General features: G+C 35.6%; 31 protein-coding genes. All 31 read right to left on the bottom strand.

Annotated elements, in window-relative coordinates:
* The 31 genes from purC to HT736_RS11605 all read right to left on the bottom strand — a co-directional run bounded on the left by purC (window position 1) and on the right by HT736_RS11605 (window position 20,466).
* The gene (gene purC, locus HT736_RS02905; protein WP_000043293.1) at window positions 1-708 is read right to left on the bottom strand and encodes a phosphoribosylaminoimidazolesuccinocarboxamide synthase; all 708 of its coding nucleotides are present in this window, start codon (window positions 706-708) and stop codon (window positions 1-3) included.
* Window positions 709-877: 169 nt separating this feature from the next.
* Window positions 878-2,227 (bottom strand): competence pheromone export protein ComB, encoded by a 1,350-nt coding sequence (gene comB, locus HT736_RS02900; RefSeq protein WP_000801586.1) that lies wholly within the window; start codon window positions 2,225-2,227, stop codon window positions 878-880.
* Between the two features lie 12 nt (window positions 2,228-2,239).
* Entirely contained in the window at window positions 2,240-4,393 is a 2,154-nt protein-coding gene (gene comA / locus HT736_RS02895; protein ID WP_172930733.1) for a peptide cleavage/export ABC transporter ComA, read from the bottom strand.
* 340 nt (window positions 4,394-4,733) lie between these two features.
* Window positions 4,734-5,225 (bottom strand): hypothetical protein, encoded by a 492-nt coding sequence (locus tag HT736_RS02890; RefSeq protein ID WP_000671988.1) that lies wholly within the window; start codon window positions 5,223-5,225, stop codon window positions 4,734-4,736.
* Window positions 5,206-5,802 carry an ATP-binding cassette domain-containing protein gene (locus HT736_RS02885; RefSeq protein WP_000687786.1) on the bottom strand — a complete coding sequence of 199 codons (597 nt, stop codon included), beginning with the start codon at window positions 5,800-5,802 and terminating at the stop codon, window positions 5,206-5,208. The genes HT736_RS02890 and HT736_RS02885 overlap by 20 nt, the downstream gene beginning before the upstream one ends.
* The gene (locus HT736_RS02880; RefSeq protein WP_001232096.1) at window positions 5,799-6,281 is read right to left on the bottom strand and encodes a stage II sporulation protein M; all 483 of its coding nucleotides are present in this window, start codon (window positions 6,279-6,281) and stop codon (window positions 5,799-5,801) included. The genes HT736_RS02885 and HT736_RS02880 overlap by 4 nt, the downstream gene beginning before the upstream one ends.
* The gene (locus tag HT736_RS02875) at window positions 6,278-7,414 is read right to left on the bottom strand and encodes a hypothetical protein (RefSeq protein WP_000698830.1); all 1,137 of its coding nucleotides are present in this window, start codon (window positions 7,412-7,414) and stop codon (window positions 6,278-6,280) included. The genes HT736_RS02880 and HT736_RS02875 overlap by 4 nt, the downstream gene beginning before the upstream one ends.
* Window positions 7,415-7,420: 6 nt before the next feature.
* The gene (locus HT736_RS02870; RefSeq protein WP_000837727.1) at window positions 7,421-7,717 is read right to left on the bottom strand and encodes an uberolysin/carnocyclin family circular bacteriocin; all 297 of its coding nucleotides are present in this window, start codon (window positions 7,715-7,717) and stop codon (window positions 7,421-7,423) included.
* Between the two features lie 542 nt (window positions 7,718-8,259).
* Window positions 8,260-9,153, bottom strand: a complete 894-nt coding sequence (locus HT736_RS02865; RefSeq protein WP_172930732.1) for an XRE family transcriptional regulator — start codon at window positions 9,151-9,153, stop codon at window positions 8,260-8,262.
* Window positions 9,154-9,173: 20 nt separating this feature from the next.
* Entirely contained in the window at window positions 9,174-9,368 is a 195-nt protein-coding gene (locus HT736_RS11625) for a hypothetical protein (RefSeq protein WP_000757183.1), read from the bottom strand.
* A 401-nt stretch (window positions 9,369-9,769) separates the two neighbouring features.
* Window positions 9,770-9,976, bottom strand: coding sequence for a bacteriocin immunity protein (locus tag HT736_RS02860; RefSeq protein WP_000673799.1), 207 nt, complete (start codon window positions 9,974-9,976; stop codon window positions 9,770-9,772).
* 78 nt (window positions 9,977-10,054) lie between these two features.
* Window positions 10,055-10,234, bottom strand: coding sequence for a hypothetical protein (locus tag HT736_RS02855; RefSeq protein WP_000846989.1), 180 nt, complete (start codon window positions 10,232-10,234; stop codon window positions 10,055-10,057).
* 80 nt (window positions 10,235-10,314) lie between these two features.
* Complete coding sequence (locus HT736_RS11620) at window positions 10,315-10,530, bottom strand: bacteriocin immunity protein (RefSeq protein ID WP_078374288.1); 216 nt, start codon at window positions 10,528-10,530, stop codon at window positions 10,315-10,317.
* Window positions 10,531-10,533: 3 nt separating this feature from the next.
* Window positions 10,534-10,701: a class IIb bacteriocin, lactobin A/cerein 7B family gene (locus HT736_RS02850; protein WP_001047582.1), complete on the bottom strand. Its 168-nt coding sequence runs from the start codon at window positions 10,699-10,701 to the stop codon at window positions 10,534-10,536.
* A gap of 8 nt (window positions 10,702-10,709) precedes the next feature.
* The gene (locus HT736_RS02845) at window positions 10,710-10,910 is read right to left on the bottom strand and encodes a hypothetical protein (RefSeq protein WP_000478865.1); all 201 of its coding nucleotides are present in this window, start codon (window positions 10,908-10,910) and stop codon (window positions 10,710-10,712) included.
* Window positions 10,911-10,937: 27 nt separating this feature from the next.
* The gene (locus HT736_RS02840; RefSeq protein ID WP_000180815.1) at window positions 10,938-11,132 is read right to left on the bottom strand and encodes a class IIb bacteriocin, lactobin A/cerein 7B family; all 195 of its coding nucleotides are present in this window, start codon (window positions 11,130-11,132) and stop codon (window positions 10,938-10,940) included.
* 34 nt (window positions 11,133-11,166) lie between these two features.
* The gene (locus HT736_RS02835; RefSeq protein ID WP_001004584.1) at window positions 11,167-11,322 is read right to left on the bottom strand and encodes a hypothetical protein; all 156 of its coding nucleotides are present in this window, start codon (window positions 11,320-11,322) and stop codon (window positions 11,167-11,169) included.
* Between the two features lie 11 nt (window positions 11,323-11,333).
* Window positions 11,334-11,462 (bottom strand): smi_0059.1 family bacteriocin-like peptide, encoded by a 129-nt coding sequence (locus tag HT736_RS02830; RefSeq protein WP_000658224.1) that lies wholly within the window; start codon window positions 11,460-11,462, stop codon window positions 11,334-11,336.
* 241 nt (window positions 11,463-11,703) lie between these two features.
* Window positions 11,704-12,750, bottom strand: coding sequence for a DUF6287 domain-containing protein (locus HT736_RS02825; protein ID WP_000732623.1), 1,047 nt, complete (start codon window positions 12,748-12,750; stop codon window positions 11,704-11,706).
* Window positions 12,751-12,779: 29 nt separating this feature from the next.
* Window positions 12,780-14,177: an N-acetylmuramoyl-L-alanine amidase family protein gene (locus HT736_RS02820; RefSeq protein ID WP_000725077.1), complete on the bottom strand. Its 1,398-nt coding sequence runs from the start codon at window positions 14,175-14,177 to the stop codon at window positions 12,780-12,782.
* Window positions 14,178-14,223: 46 nt separating this feature from the next.
* Window positions 14,224-15,459: a CAP domain-containing protein gene (locus HT736_RS11940; protein ID WP_023935473.1), complete on the bottom strand. Its 1,236-nt coding sequence runs from the start codon at window positions 15,457-15,459 to the stop codon at window positions 14,224-14,226.
* A gap of 198 nt (window positions 15,460-15,657) precedes the next feature.
* On the bottom strand, window positions 15,658-16,245 hold the full coding sequence (locus HT736_RS02810) for a recombinase family protein (RefSeq protein WP_023935475.1): 588 nt from the start codon (window positions 16,243-16,245) through the stop codon (window positions 15,658-15,660).
* Between the two features lie 617 nt (window positions 16,246-16,862).
* The gene (locus HT736_RS12050) at window positions 16,863-16,988 is read right to left on the bottom strand and encodes a PncF family bacteriocin immunity protein (protein ID WP_007284823.1); all 126 of its coding nucleotides are present in this window, start codon (window positions 16,986-16,988) and stop codon (window positions 16,863-16,865) included.
* A 2-nt stretch (window positions 16,989-16,990) separates the two neighbouring features.
* Entirely contained in the window at window positions 16,991-17,221 is a 231-nt protein-coding gene (gene blpU / locus HT736_RS02805) for a bacteriocin-like peptide BlpU (RefSeq protein ID WP_001093485.1), read from the bottom strand.
* 192 nt (window positions 17,222-17,413) lie between these two features.
* Entirely contained in the window at window positions 17,414-17,614 is a 201-nt protein-coding gene (locus tag HT736_RS02800; RefSeq protein WP_001055966.1) for an SPPN_00645 family bacteriocin-like peptide, read from the bottom strand.
* 29 nt (window positions 17,615-17,643) lie between these two features.
* Window positions 17,644-17,835 carry a hypothetical protein gene (locus tag HT736_RS02795; RefSeq protein ID WP_000439598.1) on the bottom strand — a complete coding sequence of 64 codons (192 nt, stop codon included), beginning with the start codon at window positions 17,833-17,835 and terminating at the stop codon, window positions 17,644-17,646.
* Window positions 17,836-17,854: 19 nt separating this feature from the next.
* Complete coding sequence (locus tag HT736_RS02790) at window positions 17,855-18,037, bottom strand: class IIb bacteriocin, lactobin A/cerein 7B family (RefSeq protein WP_000435077.1); 183 nt, start codon at window positions 18,035-18,037, stop codon at window positions 17,855-17,857.
* Between the two features lie 110 nt (window positions 18,038-18,147).
* The gene (locus tag HT736_RS02785) at window positions 18,148-18,288 is read right to left on the bottom strand and encodes a hypothetical protein (protein WP_001004581.1); all 141 of its coding nucleotides are present in this window, start codon (window positions 18,286-18,288) and stop codon (window positions 18,148-18,150) included.
* Window positions 18,289-18,299: 11 nt separating this feature from the next.
* Window positions 18,300-18,428: a smi_0059.1 family bacteriocin-like peptide gene (locus tag HT736_RS02780; RefSeq protein ID WP_000658221.1), complete on the bottom strand. Its 129-nt coding sequence runs from the start codon at window positions 18,426-18,428 to the stop codon at window positions 18,300-18,302.
* 494 nt (window positions 18,429-18,922) lie between these two features.
* On the bottom strand, window positions 18,923-19,654 hold the full coding sequence (locus HT736_RS02775; RefSeq protein ID WP_001221866.1) for a response regulator transcription factor: 732 nt from the start codon (window positions 19,652-19,654) through the stop codon (window positions 18,923-18,925).
* On the bottom strand, window positions 19,651-20,466 hold the full coding sequence (locus HT736_RS11605) for a GHKL domain-containing protein (RefSeq protein ID WP_007285090.1): 816 nt from the start codon (window positions 20,464-20,466) through the stop codon (window positions 19,651-19,653). The genes HT736_RS02775 and HT736_RS11605 overlap by 4 nt, the downstream gene beginning before the upstream one ends.
* Window positions 20,467-20,562: the final 96 nt, after the last annotated feature.

Genomic DNA, 20,562 nt, shown 5'->3' with positions numbered 1-20,562 from the left:
TTATTTCAAACCTTGCAACTTCTCCCAGACCACTTCGTAAACGTCTGTTAGTTCTCCCAATCCTCTACGGAAAACATCCTTATCCATGTGGTTGCCATCCGCATCCCACAAGCGACAGTTATCTGGTGAAAATTCATCTGCCAAGATAATCTTGCCATCCTTGTCAAAACCGAACTCTAGCTTAAAGTCAATCAACTTGAGGCCAATCTCAGCAAACCAGGCTTTCAAAAGTTCATTGATACGGCGAGTTTCTTCCTTCAAGTAGGCAATCTGCTGGTCATCCGCAATCTTTAGAAACTTCACATGCTCATCATTGATAAATGGATCATCCAAATCATCATTTTTGTAGTAAAATTCGACAATCGGAATCTCAAATGCGATACCTTCGTCTACACCAAAACGTTTTGAAAAGGAACCAGCAGTATAGTTGCGGAGCACGACTTCCAAAGGAATAATCTTAACCTTTTTATTGAGTTGTTCCGTGTCTGAAAGCTTCTCCACAAAGTGAGTCGCCACACCAGCCGCATTTAATTTCTCAAAAATAAAAGATGAAATCTGATTATTCAACACTCCCTTGCCCGCAATCTGCTCCTTCTTAACACCATTGAAAGCGGTCGCCTGGTCCTTGTAAGTTGAAATAATAAGATTTTCATCCTCAGTTGTATAGATATCTTTAGCTTTTCCCGAATAGATCAATTGTTTTGACATTTTAAAGTTCGCCTTTCGTATTACTTGAGCACATTCTACCATAAAAAACCTAAAATTACAAGAATTTAACCGAATAAACGGCAGATATTTTTCAAAAATTGTAAAGAAAAAACTGCAAGAAGAATCTTTCTCACAGTTTAAAAATTATTTAACTCTAAAAACACGAACATTACTCTTTGTTCAAAAATTGATCCAAATAATAACGCAGATAACTTTTCTTCCCCGTAATCATCTGTAGACGGCCTTCCACCCCGTACCGAAGTTTTTCAGCCTGCTCAGAAGTTAGATTAGTCTCCGCTTCAATTTTAAAGAAATTCCCTTTTTCAGTCTTGGTAGCTGTAGCATCTATGCTGGTAATAGTAGAATCTAGGAAAAGTTGATTCTTGGCATCATGAGTCGTAGTATAGCGAACAGAATCACCGACCTTGATTCTTGCTACATCTTTTGAACTTAGATAAGCTGTAAGTTTGGCTTTCCCTTCTTTTTCCAAGGATGGATAGAGTTGGGCTAGTAGGGCACCTTCTGCAACCATGCTAGAATCACTAGTCTCAGGATTAAGGTGAAGCACCCCATCCTCACTCGCCGTAATTTTCCCCTTGTCTAGAAGACTTCCCTGAACCTTCTTGCCTGACTCTGCTTCCAAGATTTTCTGGTCTAGAAGGGTCAATTCCTGACCAACCTTTGCCAAGTGTTGGGATTTGAGAGATTCCAATTGACTGCTTAAACCTGACGCATAGGCTTGCTGGGTACCTGAACCTGCATACTGGACACGGTAAGTAGCAAGACTAGATTCTAACTGAGAAAGCTGCGCTTCAACCTGCGCCACTGCCTGGGCCTTAGCTTGCGGATTTTCCTCACCCTGAGACTTGTAGGACTGGTAGAGAGAGTAGGCTAGATTCTGACTGGCCAAGGAAGCACCTGTTTCAATAGCTGACTTAGCTGTCTGGTAATCGCGAATTTTAGCCTCTGTTTGACTGATGAGGTTGCCGATTTCGGCTTGAGTCTGACTAGCTGCTGCATTCTGGGACGCGATGGTCTCATTTTGTTGCGATGTACTAGCCCTAAGACTGCCTGCTTGGCTGAGGTAGTCGCGAAAGGTGGCTTGGTAGCCAAATTTATCCTCCTCTGGAAAGTGGTTCTCCTCTTCTTGCAGGCTCTTTTGCAAATACTCCAATTGCTTTTTTTGATCCTTGAGCATGTCCAACTGACTGGCATAGGCCTCCGCTTGGACACCCTCTGCCCCTTCTTGGTATTGAACCAACAGTTCTCCCTTTTTTACCAGCTTATTTTCTTCCAAATGATTGACAAGAATGCGATTGTTGCTAGTTGACTGGATATTTGCAAGGATACGACTAGGTTCGACAGTAGCTCTAGTAGACAAACTCATCTCCTTCTCTGCAAATGTTGCAAATCCAAGCAAAAATACGAGCAGAAGGGCCATGGGTACAATCACCCGACTGGAAAAATTATGGTAACGACGATTATAAAACTCCGCACTTTCTAAAAATTCTGGTTTCATCCTCTCCTCTTTCTAGCTATTCACCAAATGGGCGTAAAATCCACCCTGTGCAAGCAAATCAGCATGCTTTCCTTCTTCAACAATCTTGCCTTGATCCAAGACAACCACCTTCTCTGTCCGCTCAGCAATGGTCAAGCGGTGGGCGATGAAAATCAAGGTCTTGTCTAAAGCCATGAGATTATCGACAATTCGCTTCTCTGTCAAAATATCCAAACTGCTAGTCGCCTCATCCAAAATCAAGACCGGCGCATCTGTCAAGAGAGCACGCGCCAGAGCAATTCTCTGACGTTGACCACCTGAAATCCCTGCCCCATCCGAAGTCAATTCTGTCTGGTAATTCAGTGGCATGCGCTCGATATCCTCCCGAATCTCTGCCAATTCGACCGCCCGTAAGATATCCTCTTGAGTCGTCCCTTCCTTGGCTCCAAGGAGAAGATTCTCCAAAATCGTTCCGTTAAAGACATAGGGCTGTTGAGGCAGATAGTTAATATACTGGCGCAGAGCCTTTTTATCAATCTGATTGAGATTGACACCACCCAGACTAATCTCTCCCTGACTTGGGTCGTAAAAATTAACCATCATCTTGGCCAAGGTCGTCTTACCTGACCCTGAAATCCCCACAAAAGCCACCTTAGACCCTTGGGGAACGGTCAAATTGATATCCGACAAGACATCTCGACCATAGCCATACTTATAGTAAACCTGCTTGAAAGTCATCTCTCCCTTCATCAAACTCAAATCCTCAACCGTTTTCTTCTCCTCAAACTCCGAGGCTACCAGATAGACCTCATTCAGACGGTTATTGGCAACCTGTGCTGTCTGAAGCTTGGTTTGCAGATTGATGATATTTTCCAAAGGATTGGTAAAGTAAACCAGCAAGGTATTATAGGTAATCAACTGCCCCAAACTCATCTTGCCATCCATGACCAGAACAGCCCCCATCCAGAGAATGCCGACATTGAGCAAGAGATGGCCAACTTTTTTCAGAGCCTTTTGCTGACTCTCTGCCCGACTATAGGTAAAGGATTTCTTCAGATAATCCACAAATTCCTTGTCAATCTTTTGATAACGTGAACTTTCACTAGTCAAGGACTTGATAGTCTCAATACCGTTGATGTCCTCGATGATAGAAGAAGACAGAACCGCATTGGCTTCCATGGTGTCCCGATTCATCTTTTCAAACGGCTTCATAAAGGCAAAGATAATCACTGTGTAGATAGGAAGTGCCAATAAAGTCATGAAAAAGAGATTGGTATTTTGTGAAAATAAAACAAGAGAAATAATGACAACTGTTGACACATCTAGGAAAATCGAAAGAATGGTCGAAGCCAGCGCATCGATGATACTATTAGCATCCGTGAAACGAGACACGATTTCCCCTGTCCGACGTGTCGCAAAAAAGGACATAGGCAGGTGAAAAACATGCTTGATATAGGACAAAATCACATCAATCGACAAGCGTTGCCCCAAAACAAGTAAGAGATACTCCTGAGCGTAAGACAAAATCTGCTGGAGAATATAGACGATAACCAGCCCAATAGAAATAATCCCAAGCGTCGAACGCATCTGATCTGGCACATAGGTATCAATGATAGACTGCATATAATAAGAACCCACAATGTTAATCAAGGTTACCAAGAGTGTTGCCAAAACGATATTGGCAATCAAGCCACGCTGCTTCACTAATATAGGGATAAAAGAGAGCAGACCATTCTTTTGTTCCTTATGAGGCTTGTAGTCTGGACTAAGTGCCATAAAAAGAGTCACTCCTGTCCATTCTTCCGCAAAACGCTCACGTGGCAGTTTGGTCAATTTCACCCCAGGATCTGGATCGGCAATATGAATGCTATCCTTATCCTGCCCAGTCACCACATAGTAGTGGAGCAATTTTCCTTCCTTAAGAACATGGGCAACAAAAGGAAAAGTCAAATCTGGCAAGTCAAAGAGCGTCATATCCGCCTTAATTGCTCGCGTCTCAAAACCAATTTCCTCTGCCACCTTGACCAAGCCCAAAGCCGTCGTCCCATCCATAGTCGTCTTAGCCAATTCTCGCAAGTGAGCCAAAGAATAATAACTACCATAGTAGCCAAAAACCATAGCTAATGAAGCTACACCGCAGTCCATCTGATCCACCTGCGGACGATAGTGACGTTTCCCAAATTTCATCTTCATCTCCTTTTTCCTAATACTCAATGAAAATCNNGTTTTGAGGTTGTAGATAGGACTGACGAAGTCAGTCACATATATACGGCAAGGCGACGTTGACGTGGTTTGAATTTGATTTTCGAAGAGTATAAACTCATCTGATAACAACTATCTTACCCCAATCCTCAAACAAAAACTGGACTTCCTCCCCAAATGCGCCTATCTCCCTCCCAACTGCACTTTTTGGATAAAGAAAATAGGCAGAACAAACGTTCTACCTAGAAAATATAAGAATTCCAAGTTAATAAAACCGAAATGATTTCGTGTCATTATTAAGTAAAGAAAAGAAATTTTAGTATTTCTAAAAACTATTTATAATAGACACTATAGCATTAAATAAAAATGGTACAGAAAATACTACTGTCAATCTTAAATTTTTAAATCTCGCATAATTTGTTATCCCAATTAGTAATACTGTCAATATGCTGAAATAAGCAAACTTTATATCCGATGGATTAAATAAGTAACAAAGTAAAATGCTAAAACTTAAGGTTATATTTTTAGATAAAAGAATATCTCCAAAGTTCCTCTTATCCTTATCAAAAAATAATGTAATCAGAAAGAGAGAAAATCCATATTCAATAAGAGTTGCTATAAATGTGAAAACAACAGAAATCACTGTCAATATTGTTTCTATTTTAATTGTAAAAAGATTAGATAGTTCAGATAATTTATCAATTTGTTCATCTAAAATTCCCGACTTCATCAGTAAATCAATAAACAAATATAAAAGAAAAAGATAAATAATCAGATTCATTAATTTGTATAAACTATTATTTGTTTGAAATTTCATAAACCCGTCCTTCCTCTATTAAAATCCTTTGAGATTTGCTAATCAATTCTTGATTCAATAAATTATGAGATACATATATAATAGTAGAGCTTTCTTTCATGGAAATTAAACGTTTAGCAATCATATCAATACTTCTTGCATCCACTGTTGATAAGGTCTCATCAATAAAAATATAATCCCAATTTTTAGCAAAAATTAAGGATAAGCCTAATTTGAATTTTGTTCCAGTAGATGCTGTCATATAGTTATCTCCGATTTTATTATCAAAAAAAGTATTAATTTGTTCTTTATCCTCAAATGATAGATGGATTTGAAAAGAATCACACAACAACTGCAAATTTTCTTCTATAGTAAATGGAATAACCCCAAGCTGATTGGTATCAAGGTATAGTACATCTTTGGAGACACAATTCTTTAAACCACTATCAAAAGTCTCTAGCCCAGCTAAAAGTTGTAGAAGGGTGCTCTTTCCTGAACCATTCTCTCCTTCAACTCTGTAAATTCCCTTATCAATCTCTAGTGATATATTTTTCAGTATACATTTATCATAACTTTTAGATTCATTTTCAATTTTCATAATTTAATTCCCTCTATCAACGCTGCTAAAATTAATAAAATATAAGAAATGATATACCATTTTAAATTACTTTTTATATAAATAAGTATATTTTCAATTCCCCTATCCTTCAATAATCGGTATAAAAGATACTGACTCATACCTTGATACCAAATAAAATTCGGTATTTCAATAAGACCATGAGGTAATATTCCTTTTATTGTAGCTACTATTCCAATCATCTGACCAGATATACCCAATTGTATTCCTAAAGATAGCAAATCAAAAAGTTGCAATAAGGGCGAAATCGGAAAACAGAATAGATATAGCAAAAAATTTGTAGAATTTGCCTGTAAAACTGTCAATGTAAATTGTAATTCCAGTTTCGGAGGTATAGTAGCAAAAGTCTCACTTTTTAATATAAAGCTTAAAAGTAAACCTAGTGAAAAACAGACCGTACAAAATAACACATAGTAAATCAGAAAACCACTTTTTCTCATCTAATGCCCCCTACTAAAGTTACAAATAATATCAGAAAACAATATAAAACCAGAAAACTCCATCTCAATAAACTAATTGTACCTTTAATTAAAAATAGAGCTTTCTTATAATAGACATAGGCTATAAAATAATTGAATGGAATCAATAACAAATTCAACAAAATACTTTTTATATCATTACTATAACTTGTCACCGGAATCAAACATAACAACAATGAAAATTGTAAGAAAGAGATTAAATGCGTCAACATCATTAGTTGTGCATTCTTAAAAAAGAAATTCATTTTAGAATGATTAAGAGCAGATAATTGAAGTAAAGCTAGATCTACCCCAATTGAGGATTTATGATTCCCTATTATTGCCTCCATTAATGTGATATATATTGAGGTATAAAGAAACAATATTGGTATTTTTGTACCATCAATTGATAACATCGTCATCATATACCAAAATAGATAGGAAAGAAGAATACTAATCAAAATAAAAGAAAAAGTTAACCCTTTATTTAACCAACAAAAACGAAGCAATATAAATAGACTGCTACGAAATCTTTTTTGGCTCATTCGACTGCTTTTAAAATAGAAATTACTCGCATGATTATCTAATATCCCCATGACTAAAATAAAATAATTGAGTAGTATGACATAAATTACAACTTGTCCTTGTTCTATAGACAATAGTCCTATAGATAAAAATAAGAACAATTTACTTATAATTGAAAACAAACTAGGTAGAATTAAAGAAATAATTTGAATAACTATCAAACAAAGAGTAATGTATAAATAAAAATATCCAATAATATCTAGAAAATACAAAATAAATAAATAAATGAATGATTGTAAAATTTGGAAAGAATAATATTTCTTGACAATGGCAAGAAGATAGAGAAAAATATAGTTTTTCCTTATATAGAAAGTATTTATTTTTTTACTTTGGATAGGCAGTTTCATATTATAACGATTCAAAGTAGCGTAATCTACTACCAAAAAAAGTAAAAATAATTTCCCTTGAAAAGGAAGATAGCTTTTAAAATAGATTGACAAACTTATGATAACAAAAAACAAAAGGGTTATCCCAATAAAATTAAGATAACCTAAAATACTTTCACATTCTTTTTTAGAAAGTATTTTCATCTAGTTCTACCATAGAGCTGCTTGAGCAGCACTCTTCTTTTTCAATATATAAAGAACTGTTGCTGCAATACCCGAACCAATAGAACCTACTCCTGTGATTGCACCTACAATTGAAATTACTGCTGTAACTGTACTATAAGCACTAATCAAATTGACTACAGTAGCAGCAGCTTTTGTCGAAATTCCTAATGTCCCAGCCAACATAGGAAAAGAAACAACACCTAAGCTTAACCAACTAATGACTGCTAACATTGCTGAAACAATGAGAAATTTATTATGAAATTCCATTCTTTTAGATTTCATTTTAGTGTACTCCTTTTGTATATTATGTATGTTTTATTGAGAGTTAATTCGCACATGTTGTATTCCTAACTCTCTTCAAATGTTCGTCTATATTTTATACTACTTTTATTAACATATCTATAATAAATAAATTACTACTACATTTTCCTAGATTATCAAATTACTTTTATATCACTAAGACTCAATAAAAGATAATGTCTATTTAACTTTTATACGATTACTACCTCCTTTTTAGTTTACACTTCCTACATCATAAATAAACATACTCAACCCTCACAATCTCCAAATCACTCTTTTATATCATTGAAAATTGAGTTTCATCCTCTATACTAATGTAGGAAACCTATTAAAACATTCCTTTAATCCAATATAAGAATACTTTATTCCATTAATCTCTACCTGATATTATAGATAGAACCAAACTCTTATACTTAAAGGGACAAATAACGTTCCAACCATAATAAACCTCCTTTCTTTTTGAGAGCGTTTTCTTTATAGGTTTAATATAACAAAAACATGAAAAAAACAACATGACTTAGAAGTCAGGTTGTTGAGAAATCTATTTGTTTTTCTTCTAAGATTCTCTGAACTAATATCTGATCATCTAGCAATTCTGCTAGAGAAATTGCCTTTTCATAGAAACTTTCTGCCTCTAAAATATTCTTGTCTACAAATAAAGCATATTTTGCCTTTAGCAAAAATAGATGAGGTCGGTAAAAAACATGTCTTGTTTTAGCAATAATTTTCTCAAATGTTTGAATATATATCAGACTATCTTCTGTCTGAATTTGGATAAATAGGCTCAGAAGAACTTTTTCCATCTGAGCTAGGCTAGCCTTATCTTCATATTCTGAACATAGCAATACTTTTTGAGCTAACTCCTCAAAATGTTCTTTATCTTCTAATCCCATAGCACAACAAAAGAAATACAATTCAATAATCAACAAATCATTTACAGAAAAATATTTCTTTTTTAATAACTGCTGGAAATATTCTTCCACTAACCCTAAACCGTAGGTCACATCTGAACTACCATAAATATCAAAACGAGCTTGTGTCACATCCACAATTAACTGCTCTTCCTCAGGCAAATTCTCATAATAGTTTTCATATATTTCCTCAAGTATAGCTTCTTTTCGTTCGATTCTTCCCTTATCAGCATAGGTTTGAGAATGAATCAGCTCATCTTTGAGTTTTAGGAATCCTTTTGGAATCTCTATAACCTTAACATCCACAATATTCTGTAATGATACTCCAAGTTTATCCGCAATCAATAATAATTTAGGAAGTGTTGCTAAAGCTTGCCCATTTTCAATACGTGCTAGCTGACGAATCGTCAACTCTGATTCATCACCACAAATATCTATCTGAGTTTTTCCACAAGATCGCCTAATAGTTTTGATTTTATAACCAATTTCACGTTTCAACTCATCCATAGTAATACTCCTTAAGTTGATTACAAAGATTTCTTTTTCTTCCTAATTCTTTTGTCAATCATGTACAAAACGATAATCAAAAACAGCGGTGGTACAATATAACTCTTTTCACTCATTCTCAGCTGAAATCCCAGAGTTGCTAGTATCTTAAAGATGAAAATATTCATCAAAAATAGAAAAACAAATACTAAAAAATATCTTAAAACCTTCTTCATTTCTTTTCTTCAACTCTCCTAATTTCTATACCTATTTTATCAAATTTTATCAAAAAATACATGTAAAACTCCAAATAAACAGCTCAAATACACTTTTTTGGCAAAAAATAGGCAGAACAAACGTCCTACCTACTAAAAATATGCTATTGAAAGGAAAATGATTTTTTTCTGATACCCTAGGCAAGCTTGGGACAAATAAATCATTGATAGTAACCTTTACGACATCCTATTTAAAGTTACTTCAATTTTTAATGTCTCTGCTATTTCTAAGCCACCTCTGGTATGATCTATTCATAGTCAGAATAGATAACACAGTTCTAAATTACGATTCATAGTTACTCCTTTTTTTGATTCGTTACTATAAGACACCTATTCCCTATAGAACGTCTACTACCTCAAATTTATCCATTCTTTTTTTCTTTACTTCTGTATAAAAGAATGAAGACCATCATAAATAATGCAATCGTTGGTATATTGAAACTATCAAACCAAGTAGGTAAAGATACTTTATTCATATCAGCTACTAATCTGATGATGATATAAGACATCGAACTAAGTAATACCATAATTTCAGGCCAAACTTTCAGTATTGATTTAACAAATTTCATATTAAACTCCAATGTGATGCATTCTTAGATTCTACCATAACCACTTTCAGCGCAGACTAACAAGTCATTCTTAGCTGATCACTCTACTTGCTTTTTATTGGCCTTATATCCTAGATAAAAGAGTCCAAATAAAATAGGGTAAATTTCTGGATAAAATAGGGTATTGATTGGATTTTTCAACATCAAATACGTTGCGATGTAGATTATGAGTGATACGATAAAATACCCTTCAGCAAAACCTAATAAAAATGTTTTCATAAGAAACTCCTATTTGCCTGACAAGAATGGCGGAAAAACGCTACCATTCATATACATAAAATCCTTTTGATTCATGTTCTTCATTTATAGTTTTGATTATTTTTTGACAAATCTTTGCGAAAAATACCAAAATATGCTGCGAAAAGCAAACCAACCAAAGTCCATTGCCAATTAAAGGATACTAACGAACCTGTACGAATCACATGAAGCGCGACATTAAGAGTTATTCCCAACAAAGGACATATCGTGGCTAGTTTAGGTAACAATGTATTGAGATTAAGGTTGCGACTGTTCATTATCTAACGCCCACGACGAGCAAAATCTGAACCAAATTTGTAACCAGCATTAAAAATTTGTACAGCAGCATTCAGTACTCCTGCAATCCCAACTGCTTCCGCAAGACCAAAACCACCTTTTGTTCCCACTAATTCATCGTCAGATAATTGATAAAATTGTTCTAAGTTCATATTCGTCATTACTCCTTTGTATTATATTTTATTGCTATGTAAATGATTAAAATGAGTATTGGATAAGTAAATACTTCTGAAATATCCATAAAATTTATACTATACTGTCCAGATAATATTTTATAATCAATTAAAATTTGAACGATAGTAAAAATAATACGTAGCGATAACAATACCCCTAATAATATCACTTCTTTTTTTAAAAACATAGAAATGCCTCTCTGACTACAATCAGATTATGGTCTATTCGCATAATACCCCAAAGCTGCTCCTCCAGCAAAAAGCGCTGCTGCTCCACCTGCTACTGCTGCACCTATCTTCCAGATAGACACTCCGGCGATTACAAGAGGCAATGCTCCCCCATCCACATCCATCAACTCTTCTTCTGTAAGAGCTACAAAGTTCTGTTCCATTTTGTCAAAATTTGTCATCTTTTTTCTCCTCTTGTTCTATTTTTTCTAAATCTTATCTTCTAAAAAATGGGGTTCCAATAAATATACCGCGTAACAATAGACCTGTAATTAGACCCCGTTGATAACTTTCCTTGCTACCACCCACCAGCAAAGCTAAGTCGCTCTCCTTTAATACTTCAATAGTATACTTATCATTCATTTCATTCATCTCTTATCCTCCTAAAAACCAAAACCTCTACGAAATCCAATGTACCAATCTGCAAGGGTCTTCACCCAACTTTCTCCACCTTGAATATCGGTCAATTCTTCCGAAGTTAGCTCAACAAATCCGTAATAATGTTCTTTCATTATTTTATTCCTTTCTTTTTCTTCTCACTTATCTATTCGAAAAAAATTTCAAAAATGTACAACTAAATTAAATTTTATTTAAAAAATAATTTAATGAACCATGAATAGAAAATTGGCAGATACATAAAGCAAACTCCTTTCTTTTTCCTCTTACTTATCTATTCGAAAAGGAAGTCAAAAAAATAAGAATATCAGAAAATTTTCCGACATTCTTATTGATAAATTTGTAAGTCTATTAAAACTATTCTACCTTGTAAAAAAATCCCTCGGTACTACCATTGATAAGTTGGTGTCCAAACCATAAGCGGTCTTGTGTAATATCAGACGAGTCAGTATAGCCATTATCTGAAGAAGAGGTGACAGACATGGTTATAGGGATTCCTGCTGGTAAAAAGGCAATAGCTGCACCAGCACCTCCATCTTTAGAAACAGAACTTGCCTTGAGATAGTGGTCAATTTCCTTAGCATGTTCAATTGAAATCTTGGAATGATCACTTACTAAACCATTTTTGTCAAAGGTGAATTCAATACCTGTACGATTCCTCCAAGTGCCTGCGACACTAGAAAAATCTCCATTTTGAATTGCAGTAATATCCATCCCTTTACTTTCTGACGGAAGGCTTGTTTCTCCATTTATGAGACTTGTGACAGATTTCCAAAAGAAAGATCTTATGTCAAGGGAAGGTGGTTTTGTCCCCAGTCCCTCTTCTGTATCTGATTCAATGACTAGTTCTAACAGTGTTCCATCCTGATTCAACTTGTATAGTTTAAGTTGGATTTGATTAGTAGATACTCGGGTAGATAATTGAAAATAACCATTTTCTAAAGGATTAAAATGTACTCGCTCTCCAATAAAGTCCAGATTGTTTTCTGCATTGGTCAGTCGAATAACTTCACCATTTTTAAGAGTTCGAATATCTAATAAATCGTAATAGTTAGAATCCATTTTTAGGGCAATCAAAAGTTCGTCCGTACCGTCTTGGTCTAAATCATACAAGCTATACTGTAATCCAGAATATTCTTTAGGATAAGTGTTTTTTAAGTTTGCTTTTGAATTGATCTCTGTATGTGAAGTTGACGAACCATCTAATACTTTGGCATATTCTTTAAGAACAGGATTATATAGGGTGTAATCAGGTTTCTTCTCTTCCGATGTAGAAAAAGTTGAACTAGTACTTGAAGCAATTGCTTCAGAACTTGTTGCAGAAGTGTTTTCACTCTGATGTTGGCAAGCCGTTAAAATAGAGATAGCTAATATACTAATACTGAATAGAAATAATTTTTTCATATGTTTAATCTTACAATTTGAAATTGTTTTTATACCCACTCACCGTTGTAACTGACACGATAACCGTCAGGTGTAGTTGTATTGATTGCGAGTGCACCAGAGCTATAGGCATAGTACCATTTGCCAGATACTTTCATCCAGCCTGTTTTCATAGCTCCTGAATCTTGAAGGTAGTACCAGCTACCGTTATCTTTGACCCAACCTGTCTTCATCGCACCTGAGCCGTCGAGATAGTACCACGTGCCGTTGTCTTTTACCCAGCCAGTTTGCATCCAACCAGAGTTATCAAAACGATACCAAACACCATTGATTTTTTCCCAGTCATTAGTTGTATAAGTGCCATCTTCGTGTTTATACCACCAGCGACCATTCGAATACATCCAAGTAGATTTAGACTGATGGGTCGTCATGGTTGTATCCGTGTTAGAATAGTTTCCAGATGACGAACTTGTAGAAGTTGACGAGCTAGATGAATTCGAACCTGATTGAGTTGTGGTGTTAGTATTTGAATTTGTTGAAGGATTTCCGATAGTCACCTCTTTTCTAACTTTAAAGACACGTTTTCTATTATCAACTGAGTGATCGTGCGGAGAGCCAGCTTCTCCAGACATCTCCAAGATGTATGTTCCGGCAGGAAACTGTCTGATATCGAAAACATCCCCTTTAAATTTATTACTATAAATTAAAGGCAAAAGAAATTGGTCGTTGACGTCATTAGTTAGACCACTAAAGATGACATCATTATTATGTTGGTACACAATCTTTCCGGTAGCCTTATCAATTAGAGTAACATTTCCTCTAGCTGCATTATCTCCTCCGTGTTGTAGTGGCTCTGAGAGTACACCTTCAAAATTAAATCCAAAATGATGAATTTCAACCTTTGTAATTGTTGCTTCTATTTGTTTTTCAGTACTCGTATTCGAGATAGTATTTGCTTGATTATTTGATAAGACTTCTAGTTTGGTTACATAAGTGTAAAAAGGACCTCCTTTTCCTAGATTTTCTCTGACATCAGCAGTTAACTTATAGAGAGTACCATTTAATTCAAACTTCATGGTATAGATACCATAGTCTGTTGCTTTAAAGACAATTGTTTTACCGTTGAATGTAGCAATGCCGTTGGATTCAAAACTTGCAAATTGCTTAGAGAATTCTTGTCTATAAGCATTATCTACCCAATCAACCGTTGTAAATTCACCATCAGAAAATGCTCCAAGTTGTGCTTTTCTTTTTTCTACAAGCGTCACATCTGTTGCGACTAAATCTGTATCACGATACCCAGGAGCAGGTTCTTCAACATAAGCATTAGCTGCAGGAGACCAGAACTTGACCATCGGGACGCCACTTGCTGCATTGACACTTGAAATTGTAGCTCCTGTTGCTAGGAGTGATAAAACTGCTGTAGTCGTTAAAACGATTTTTTTCATAATTTTTGTATTCCTTTTCTTTTTATCTATTTTTTATAATCTTATCCTATACCCATTCTCCATTGTAATTGACGCGATAGCCGTCTGGTGTAGTCGTATTGATTGCTAGGGCACCAGAGCTATAGGCATAGTACCATTTCCCAGATACCTTCATCCAGCCTGTTTTCATAGCACCTGAGCTATCAAGATAATACCAACTACCGTTATCCTTGAACCAACCAGTCTTCATAGCACCTGAACCGTCGAGATAGTACCACGTGCCGTTGTCTTTTATCCAGCCAGTTTGCATCCAACCTGAACTATCGAAGTGATACCAGATATTATCTAATTTTGCCCACTGATTGTAAGGGTAAGACCCATCAAGTTGCATAAACCACCAACGAGAACCAGATTGTCGCCAAAAACCCATACCCCTACCAATATCTTGCATTTGAAAAAAGAAACCTGGTTTATTAGTCCCGTTAGACTTACCTTGTTTTGTTTTCTTACTGGTATGAGTTCCGATTGCCTTCAAGTCTTTGTCAAAAAGATTCGCCTTAGTCGCAAATGTTTGAATCTGAGAAGAATTTGCTTCTGTATATTGAATGGCCTTTCCATAACCACCAGCTAATTCTTCAGAGCCACCAGATGATGTTCCGAAACTTTGTGCAACGGTAATCCATCCATTTTGAGTGACAGGGTTTTCAAAGGCTGCCAAACCCATATAGGTCAATTCTGAATTGATTAAGGATTCGTAGTGTCCAGTTTGACCAGATACACTTGCCCCACTACGAGATTTGACGTAATCTGCTTTTTCGTCATACCATTGATTAATAGCTGTCATAAATCCATCATAGTTCCAAGCTAAGTTTTCGGCTAGTGAAAAATTCCCTGAAGGCCAGGCACTCCAAATATCTTTATTAGATAAACGTTTATGATGCCTAGTTACAGAAGCTTCTGCTGCCCGAACGAAGGCTGTTTTTTCTAGTTCAGTTGACCATTTGATCGGAACATAGCTAGTAACTAGACCTTCATCTGCTGCCTCTTTTCGAATAGCATTGATACGATCTAAGATAGCCTGTTTATCTGGCGTTAAGAAAGTCCCTTCAATCCCAACTAGAGTAGTACCAGAAGAAGTACTAGTGACCTCAGAGTTTAAGATATTGTAGGATTGACCTTTGATTGCTTGAGTGGAAACCAGCCTATCATTAGCAACTACTGATTGTGATGTAACAATTCCTACCCCAAGAAGTGATAGAGCTGAAATCGTTGCAAGTGTGAACTTTTTAGCTTTGGTGTCCATTTCGTGTCCCCCTATTTTTATTTATTGTAAAATAATCAGTTTGTCCTAAAATCTAGACTTTTTTGGACAAACTTGATAAAATGGAAGTGTAATAATAATTGGTCAAAATGCTGGATTTTAGAACCTTTTTTCTAACGAAAACGCTTCTAAAATAGACTGTATTTTCTGTCCAAAAAATCCTAGGTTTTTTGACAAGAACTATGAATTTTTTATCCAATTGTGAAAGGTGCTTTTTGATACTCCTAAGATGTCTGCACCTTCTCGTAAGGTTATTTCTTTTTTCTTATATTGAGCTATCACATCAGGGAGATTATTCGGAACAACCAATTTTGGTCTGCCGAATTTCTTCCCTTTTTTCTGTGCTTCCCGTATTCCTTCCATTTGTCTTTGTTTGATTTGTTCTCTTTCAAACTGTGCCACATAAGATAGGACTTGTAAAACGATATCGGAGATTAGTTTTCCTGTGATATTATCATTGCTATTCTTTGTATTTAATAAGGGGAAATCTAAAACAGTTATATTTACTTTCTTTTTCTTAGTAATTGCTTGCCATTGTTCTAAAATTTCATCATAGTTTCTTCCCAACCTATCAATTGATTTAATAACCAATTCATCATTTTCTTTCAAGGTAGTTAATAATTTTTGATATTCCATTCTGTCAAAATCTTTTCCTGAAACGTAATCAATAAAAATATTCTCTTTTGATAATTTGTTTTCTACCAATGCTGAAAATTGCCTATCAATATTTTGTTCTTTTGTAGATACTCGAACATAACCGTAACGCATAAAAACTCTCCTTTTTACACTTATTGTAAAATATAAAAGAGGGCAAAATGCCCTCAAGGAGTAGTGTATTCAATTTCTAGCAATTATATATTAGTTCAAACTACTTCATCAAGACTTAAAAGTATGTAAAAAATCACAAACTAAGACCTTCTTCATTCCTTTTCTTCAACTTTCCTAATTTCTATGCCTATTTTTTATCAAAAATACATGTAAAACTCCAAATAAACTCCAAACGATATAAATAAACACCTCAACTGCACTTTTTGGATAAAAAATAGGCAGAACAAACGTCCTACCTACTAAAAATATGCTATTGAAAGGAAAATGATTTTTTTCTGACACCCTAGGCAAGCTTGGGACAAATAAATCATTGATAGTAACCTTTACGACATCCTATTTAAAGTTACTTCAATTTCTAATGTCCCCGCTATTTATAAGCCACCTCTGGTATGATCTATTCATAGTCAGAATAGATAACACCGTTCTAAATTACGATTCATAGTTACTCCTTTTTTGATTCGCTACTGCAAGATTCCTATTTACCTGATAAGAGGAGAGATGGTCCTCTTTACATGTGCAAGATAATTTTGAATCAGATTCATCATTTATCGTTTTGATTATTTTTTGACAAATTTTTCTGTTTTCTTCTCCGAAGACTTTAAAAATTTTTTTCTAATTAGATCATCCATATAGGGACCAAATATACCAACTACTAAACCAATAATAAAACTTTTAAAATCCATAATTACCACCAACATGTCGCTGCATAGGCCACACCTCCAAATATAGCTCCTCCCGCAGCACCAGTTGCTGCACCTTGCCATGTTCCTGTTTTAATTCCTAGCTGAAGACCTCGTGCTGCTCCTCCTCCAACACCTGCTTTGGCAAAATCTCCCCAATTGCATCCGCCACCTTCAAGGCAAGCAAGTATCTCAGTATCCATAATTTCAAATTGTGACATCGTTTTTGTATTCATAACGAATGCCTCCTTTTTTATTTTAATGCTTGTCTTGTTGCAAACTTGACAAGTTTGGTATAGCAGTGTTTATTAAATTGTTTCATCCAAATCTTGAATTACTGAAATAATCATTCCCTGTATTCCTCTTATTTATCTATTCGAAAACGAATTCAAAAATATAATATATGATATTCATTTTAATAAACTATATTAATAAAATGCATTGTAAACATTTCGCCCAAATGATCTACCAGCATTATAGATACCACCGAAAAATCTTCCCGTACTATCAATCACTTTGTGGACATCGATGTTAATATTACCTCTCCATGACACTCGACCACCCTCTACTGTTGCCAAATCTTTTTCTGTAAGACTTGTAAATTTTTCTTCAATTTTTATCATATTCATTATGTCTGTTCCTCTTTATCTATAATTTTTTATTGAAACAAATAATTGTAAATTGTTTCGCCAAACTTCTGCCCCGCCCAATAAACCGGTCCTAAAAGTAATGTCCCTAAAGCATAAATCCCAACTACTCCAACTATGAAAATGAATACTTTCACAGGAATTGACTGCAAACTGTAAAAATTCTCTACCCTAGTAATCCAACTTTCTATTATGCGTTCCATCAGCGCTCTTCCTTCCCTGTTAACGTCCACGACGCTTAGCATGTGCTCCTGAAGCACCATCTACCGCACCCAATAAAAATGTTCCTGCAATTGCGACTCCTCCAACTACTACCAGACCAAATAGCAAGCCTCCTTCTACATCGGCCAATTCCTCATGACTCATTACATGAAAATTATTTTCCATATTTTTAATTTGTTCCATCTTATTCTCCTTTTTTGATTCTTAACAATTGAAAAAGGTAGTTATTTGTATTTCCTTTTTCATATATTCTGTTCATTGTTGTAGGTAAGCTTCACTCTCTAAATATTATCTTAGAATCCAAATAACGCACGACGTAAAATGAACCCCACCATTAAACCATGTTGGTAACTTGCCTCACTACCACCCACCAGCAAGGCTAAGTCGCTTTCCTTTAATACTTCAATAGTATACTTATCATTCATTTCATTCATCTCTTATCCTCCTAAAAACCAAAACCTCTACGAAATCCAATGTACCAATCTACAAGGGTCTTCGTCCAATTTTCTCCACCTTGAATATCGGTCAATTCTTCCGAAGTTAGCTCAACAAATCCGTAATAATGTTCTTTCATTATTTTATTCCTTTCGTTTTCCTCTTACTTATTTATTCGAAAAATAATTCGAAAATGTACAACTAAATTAAATTTTATTTAAAAAATAATTTAATGTACCATGAATAGAAAATCGGTAGATACATAAACCAGGCTCCTTTCTTTTTCCTCTTATTTATCTATTCGAAAAAGAAGTCGAAAGTGTACAACGAAATTAAATTTATTTGAAAAATAATTTAGTAAACCACGGATAAAAAATTGGTAGATACATGAACTAGGCTCCTCTCCTTTTCCTCTTACTTATCTATTCGAAAAACAATTCAAAAATAAACAACTAAATTAAATTTTATTTGAAAAATAATTTAATATACCATGAATAGAAAATCGGTAGATACATGAAGCAAACTCCTTTTCTTTTCCTCTTACTTATCTATTCGAAAAAGAAGTCAAAAAATAAGAATATCAGAAAATTTTCCGATATTCTTATTGATAAACTCATTCAAATCTAACAGATATTAGACATTAAGATATTTTTTAAGGGTTCTTCTGGCTGTTCGTGATACGGGGAAATGCAAGCCTTCTAACAAGGTCACTTCTGTGGCAGTCATCTCTTCAATAGCCTGTAAACTGACTAACGTATTGCGATTGGCATAGACAAAGTAATCTTTTTCAGCCTTGGCAGCGATATCCTTGAGACTGCCATAAATGGTCTTGATAGAATGATTGGCATAATAGACCTTGATACGATGGGATTCCACTGAAGTTTCAAAGGCTAAAATTTCATGGTAGGGCAGAGTGAAGCCCCGTCTTCCCTCAAAACTATAGGTAAAGAGACGCATATTTTCCCTCTTATCTACTGCCAGTACATAGTCCAGACAGCGCTCCAGCTGATGACAGTAGTCCGCCTCTGGCTGATCCTTGGAAATAAAATCCAAGGCAGACAAGTGGTAGCGAAAAGCTAGAGGTAAGGCCTCCGAGTGCGTGGACACAAAGACAATGCTTGTAAAAGGATCCCGCTCCCGAACCTGTTGAGCAACCTGAAAGCCCCGTTCACGCTCTCCATCAATCTCTAAATCTAATAAATAGAGCTGGTAATGGTCAAAATACTGAGAATACTTTTCAACATCCCCATAGTTTTTGGCAATATCAATTTCCAATCTTAAATTGCGAGAGCGACCGATATCTAGTAAAGTCTGCTCTATCCGTCCTTGCTGGACTCTATCGTCTTCCAAAACTAAAATTCTCATTCCTCTCCCCCTCGTTTCTCATCCTTAAATGGCAATTCTAAATCTTGTCTAAAAGTCGTCTCTCCTAGCTGGGTATCTAAGTTTAAATCATAATGAAAAACCATGTCCTCCAAGGTTGCCAAGCCCAGTCCACTGTGGTTATCCTTGGTAGAGTAACCCTTTTGACTGAGAATACTGGGATTCAGTTCTTCTTTCTTACGAGTGTTTTCAATGATAAAACGGACACTCCTATCACCTGCCAATAAAGCAACCCGAATCTGCGGATTTTCAGCCTCACTGGCTGCTTCTAAAGCATTTGTCGTGAGGATAGAGAGGATACGGATAGCCTCCAACATAGGCAATGCCAGCTCTTCGACAACCCCCACCGTCTCCAAACTAAAATGAATTCCCTGCTTATCTGCCACAATCATGGCTTTTGCCAAGGTATTGCGAATAGCTATATCATGGATATTGTGAAGATTAAAGGCCGTGTAATCCGCCTTCCTCAGCTTTTCATTAGTCTTTAGAAAGACATCTTGATAAATGGTAGATACCTCAGCCATGTCTTGATTTGCTATGGCAGGCTCCATGCTGGCGACAATTCCCGCAAAATCATGACGGAAACCTCGAACCTCATCATAGAGATGTCCCAACTTATCCACCATTCCTTGCAAGGAACGATTTTCATCTTCCTGTCTCTGAATGGTCTGCTCATCACGATAAACCTGCTCCAAATGCTTGATGTAAAAGAGCCAAGAGAAAAAGAGAATGAAAATCAGGAGAGAAATGGTCGTATCAAAACGAACGTAGAACGAACTATTTCTATTGGTCATAAACGAAGAGAATATCCTAAATCCAGTCAGAGGTAGGATAATGAAAAAACTCTTATAATAGTGGGTTTTGAAAGCATCTGAAAAGAATAAATCCAA

The organism is Streptococcus sp. 339, assembly GCF_013277285.1.
In the GTDB taxonomy this organism is placed as follows: domain Bacteria; phylum Bacillota; class Bacilli; order Lactobacillales; family Streptococcaceae; genus Streptococcus; species Streptococcus pseudopneumoniae.
The sequence above is the reverse complement of the archived record's forward strand: the minus strand, read 5'-3'. Positions and strand labels throughout refer to the sequence as shown.

What these genes read in the sequence shown, in the direction of transcription:
- HT736_RS02850 (WP_001047582.1), bottom strand. Translation starts at nt 10,701, where the DNA reads ATGAACTTAGAACAATTTTATCAATTATCTGACGATGAATTAGTGGGA.
- HT736_RS02855 (WP_000846989.1), bottom strand. Translation starts at nt 10,234, where the DNA reads ATGAAAACATTTTTATTAGGTTTTGCTGAAGGGTATTTTATCGTATCA.
- HT736_RS02865 (WP_172930732.1), bottom strand. Translation starts at nt 9,153, where the DNA reads ATGGATGAGTTGAAACGTGAAATTGGTTATAAAATCAAAACTATTAGG.
- HT736_RS02800 (WP_001055966.1), bottom strand. Translation starts at nt 17,614, where the DNA reads ATGAATATGATAAAAATTGAAGAAAAATTTACAAGTCTTACAGAAAAA.
- HT736_RS11605 (WP_007285090.1), bottom strand. Translation starts at nt 20,466, where the DNA reads ATGACCAATAGAAATAGTTCGTTCTACGTTCGTTTTGATACGACCATT.
- HT736_RS02825 (WP_000732623.1), bottom strand. Translation starts at nt 12,750, where the DNA reads ATGAAAAAATTATTTCTATTCAGTATTAGTATATTAGCTATCTCTATT.
- purC (WP_000043293.1), bottom strand. Translation starts at nt 708, where the DNA reads ATGTCAAAACAATTGATCTATTCGGGAAAAGCTAAAGATATCTATACA.
- HT736_RS02775 (WP_001221866.1), bottom strand. Translation starts at nt 19,654, where the DNA reads ATGAGAATTTTAGTTTTGGAAGACGATAGAGTCCAGCAAGGACGGATA.
- HT736_RS02845 (WP_000478865.1), bottom strand. Translation starts at nt 10,910, where the DNA reads ATGTTTTTAAAAAAAGAAGTGATATTATTAGGGGTATTGTTATCGCTA.
- comB (WP_000801586.1), bottom strand. Translation starts at nt 2,227, where the DNA reads ATGAAACCAGAATTTTTAGAAAGTGCGGAGTTTTATAATCGTCGTTAC.
- HT736_RS02820 (WP_000725077.1), bottom strand. Translation starts at nt 14,177, where the DNA reads ATGAAAAAAATCGTTTTAACGACTACAGCAGTTTTATCACTCCTAGCA.
- blpU (WP_001093485.1), bottom strand. Translation starts at nt 17,221, where the DNA reads ATGAATACAAAAACGATGTCACAATTTGAAATTATGGATACTGAGATA.
- HT736_RS02870 (WP_000837727.1), bottom strand. Translation starts at nt 7,717, where the DNA reads ATGAAATCTAAAAGAATGGAATTTCATAATAAATTTCTCATTGTTTCA.
- HT736_RS02780 (WP_000658221.1), bottom strand. Translation starts at nt 18,428, where the DNA reads ATGAAAGAACATTATTACGGATTTGTTGAGCTAACTTCGGAAGAATTG.
- HT736_RS02790 (WP_000435077.1), bottom strand. Translation starts at nt 18,037, where the DNA reads ATGGAACAAATTAAAAATATGGAAAATAATTTTCATGTAATGAGTCAT.
- comA (WP_172930733.1), bottom strand. Translation starts at nt 4,393, where the DNA reads ATGAAATTTGGGAAACGTCACTATCGTCCGCAGGTGGATCAGATGGAC.
- HT736_RS02885 (WP_000687786.1), bottom strand. Translation starts at nt 5,802, where the DNA reads ATGAAAATTGAAAATGAATCTAAAAGTTATGATAAATGTATACTGAAA.
- HT736_RS02785 (WP_001004581.1), bottom strand. Translation starts at nt 18,288, where the DNA reads ATGAATGAAATGAATGATAAGTATACTATTGAAGTATTAAAGGAAAGC.
- HT736_RS11940 (WP_023935473.1), bottom strand. Translation starts at nt 15,459, where the DNA reads ATGGACACCAAAGCTAAAAAGTTCACACTTGCAACGATTTCAGCTCTA.
- HT736_RS02840 (WP_000180815.1), bottom strand. Translation starts at nt 11,132, where the DNA reads ATGACAAATTTTGACAAAATGGAACAGAACTTTGTAGCTCTTACAGAA.
- HT736_RS12050 (WP_007284823.1), bottom strand. Translation starts at nt 16,988, where the DNA reads ATGGATTTTAAAAGTTTTATTATTGGTTTAGTAGTTGGTATATTTGGT.
- HT736_RS02860 (WP_000673799.1), bottom strand. Translation starts at nt 9,976, where the DNA reads ATGAAATTTGTTAAATCAATACTGAAAGTTTGGCCTGAAATTATGGTA.
- HT736_RS02875 (WP_000698830.1), bottom strand. Translation starts at nt 7,414, where the DNA reads ATGAAAATACTTTCTAAAAAAGAATGTGAAAGTATTTTAGGTTATCTT.
- HT736_RS02880 (WP_001232096.1), bottom strand. Translation starts at nt 6,281, where the DNA reads ATGAGAAAAAGTGGTTTTCTGATTTACTATGTGTTATTTTGTACGGTC.
- HT736_RS11625 (WP_000757183.1), bottom strand. Translation starts at nt 9,368, where the DNA reads ATGAAGAAGGTTTTAAGATATTTTTTAGTATTTGTTTTTCTATTTTTG.
- HT736_RS02830 (WP_000658224.1), bottom strand. Translation starts at nt 11,462, where the DNA reads ATGAAAGAACATTATTACGGATTTGTTGAGCTAACTTCGGAAGAATTG.
- HT736_RS02795 (WP_000439598.1), bottom strand. Translation starts at nt 17,835, where the DNA reads ATGGAACGCATAATAGAAAGTTGGATTACTAGGGTAGAGAATTTTTAC.
- HT736_RS02890 (WP_000671988.1), bottom strand. Translation starts at nt 5,225, where the DNA reads ATGAAATTTCAAACAAATAATAGTTTATACAAATTAATGAATCTGATT.
- HT736_RS02835 (WP_001004584.1), bottom strand. Translation starts at nt 11,322, where the DNA reads ATGAATGAAATGAATGATAAGTATACTATTGAAGTATTAAAGGAGAGC.
- HT736_RS11620 (WP_078374288.1), bottom strand. Translation starts at nt 10,530, where the DNA reads ATGAACAGTCGCAACCTTAATCTCAATACATTGTTACCTAAACTAGCC.
- HT736_RS02810 (WP_023935475.1), bottom strand. Translation starts at nt 16,245, where the DNA reads ATGCGTTACGGTTATGTTCGAGTATCTACAAAAGAACAAAATATTGAT.